The 2,384-nt window shown below is 54.9% G+C and carries 3 protein-coding genes; all 3 read right to left on the bottom strand.

Features of this window, described 5'->3' with window-relative positions:
- Positions 1-148 precede the first annotated feature (148 nt).
- On the bottom strand, positions 149-700 hold the full coding sequence (gene ssuE / locus V6D20_11685) for an NADPH-dependent FMN reductase (protein ID HEY9816444.1): 552 nt from the start codon (positions 698-700) through the stop codon (positions 149-151).
- A gap of 89 nt (positions 701-789) precedes the next feature.
- Complete coding sequence (locus V6D20_11680; GenBank protein HEY9816443.1) at positions 790-1,539, bottom strand: ABC transporter ATP-binding protein; 750 nt, start codon at positions 1,537-1,539, stop codon at positions 790-792.
- A gap of 100 nt (positions 1,540-1,639) precedes the next feature.
- On the bottom strand, positions 1,640-2,384 hold a 745-nt coding region (locus V6D20_11675; protein ID HEY9816442.1), incomplete at its 5' end, for an ABC transporter permease.

The raw sequence follows: 2,384 nt of genomic DNA, 5'->3' as shown, positions 1-2,384 counted from the left end.
TGGTAGTCATAGGAGGGGCGAGGGGTAGTAGGGGGGGATGGTTAGGGGAGAAGGGGGAAAGTTGTGAATTTTGAGTTTCGGTTGTGCAGCAGTCGTGCAAATTTGAACCTAAGCACTCACAACTTTCTTCACTCCCTACTCCCTATGCTTAAGCGGCGGCAGGAACTCGGGCTGGAATAGCGTGGGTTAATTCGGCAATGGCGCTGTGAAAGCGGGCTTGTAGATCGGGTTCGTTGAATTCAATGCCGCCAGTTTCTAGCCGCTGAAACTGGGTATCGACCAAGTACACACCCTGGAGAATATGGGTGGCCCCAAGTACACCCAGTACCGGGTTGAGGGCATAGTCGATCGCCAGCAAATGCGCCAGCGCTCCCCCCGTAGCAATGGGCAAAACGGGCTTGCCCACCAACGCTTTTTGGGGCAGCAGGTCAAGAAATGCCTTGAGCACCCCCGTATAGGCCGCCTTATAAACCGGGGTCGAAATAATCACCCCATCGGCGGCGGTGACCTGGGCGGCAGCAGCATTGATCGCCGCACTGTCAAACTTGGCGTGGAGCAAATCCTCCGCAGGCAGATCGCGCACCAGCAAAATCTCCAGCTCCACCCCCTGAGCGTTCAGAATTTTCTGCGCCTCCTCCAGCACCGCGTAGGAGCGGGAGGGATGGGATGGACTACCAGCGATCGAAACAATCTTCATCATGACTAAACCTCAAAGAATTTTAGATCTTGGACTTTCTCAGAACGGTGCATTATTGCGCGAATACCCCCTTACCCATCCCCCTTTCACCCTCACAGCTCCACCAAATCCAACTCTGGCGACAGATCTAATTGCCCAATCAACTGCTCCTTCAAGCGCTGAAACTCCTGGCTGCTGCGCCGTCGGGGGCGGGGTAAATCTATCCTCAGTTCGCGGTGAATGTGGCCTGGGTGGGCGCGCAAAACGATGACGCGATCGCTCAGCACTAGCGCCTCTTCGACATCGTGGGTGACCAGCAGCAGGGTAGGGTAGTCGCCTTCCCAAATCTCTAGCAAGTGGTCTTGCAGTTGGGCGCGGGTAAAGGCATCTAGGGCGCTGAAGGGTTCATCAAGCAGCAGAATATCGGGCTGGGTGACCAGGGCGCGGGCGATCGCCACCCGCTGGGCCATGCCCCCCGATAGCTGACGGGGCAGCGCCTCGGCAAAGTTTGACAGATGCACCTTGCGCAGCACCGCTGTGGTGCGTTTCCGCCGCTCTAGATGAGGCAAATGGTGCAGGCCAAACTGAATGTTCTCCGCCACCCGCAGCCAAGGCATTAGCCGCGCTTCCTGAAAGATCAGCCCCACTTTGTGGTGCGGGCCGGTAATCGGTTCTCCGTCAATGCTGACCTCTCCCAGTGTCGGGAAATCTAACCCTGCCAGAATTCTCAACAGCGTACTTTTACCGCAGCCGCTGGTACCCACTAGGCTGACAATTTCTCCTGGCTGAATGCTGAAGTTAATCCCTTCTAAAGCAAGAAAGCCGTTGTCGAATTGTTTATGGACGTTTTTGATGTGAAGCATTGGGGTAAGTGATGGATAGGTGGAGTAGGTCCGGGAGAATAAGAATAAGACTTGGACTTTGAGTTACTGAGTCCAGACAAGAATGCAAACCTCAAAATTTCTATCGCCCTCCTGAGCCATAGGAATCTTGCCAATACAACAGCCGCTTGTTGATTGTTTCCAGTCCCGAATCAGTTAGCTTGCCGAGTAGTGCAAACAGCACAATGCTGGCAATAATTACTGCCGGTCGCCCGGTTGTTTGACCATCGGTCAGCAGATATCCAAGTCCCTGGCTGGCCCCCATTAGCTCAGCGGCGACCACAAACATCCAGCCCAAGCCCAGCCCGTTACGAAGTCCGACCAGGTAAGCTGGCAACGTAGCTGGAAAAAACACCTGATGCACAAGCTGTAGCTGGCTAAGACGATAGATTTGACCCACTTCTACCAGTTTGCGATCGACCCCTTGCACACCGCTCATCAGATTTAGATAAACGGGAAAAAACACCCCCACCGCAATCAGTGAAATCTTTGAGCTTTCGTAGATACCCAGCCAGAGAATAAACAGTGGCACCCAGGCGATCGAGGGAATATTTCGCAGGGCTTGAAGCAGCGGATCGAGATAGGCGTGGGCCACGCGAGAGTAGCCCGTCAGCGCCCCCAGCACCGTAGCTACCAGGGTGCCGATCGCAAAACCCAAAATAACTCGATAGAGGGTAATGCCCACATGCCGAAACAGATCGCCACTGCGGGCCATATCGAGGATAGTCTGTAACACCGTCGTTGGGGCGGGCAGCAGGTTAGGGGCCACCACCCCAAATCGAGACAGCGCTTCCCAAAGCAGCACTAGTGCAAGGGGAAGCAGCCAG

It is taken from the genome of Candidatus Obscuribacterales bacterium (genome assembly GCA_036703605.1).
Lineage (GTDB): Bacteria > Cyanobacteriota > Cyanobacteriia > RECH01 > RECH01 > RECH01.
This window is presented reverse-complemented; position numbering and strand designations above follow the sequence as displayed.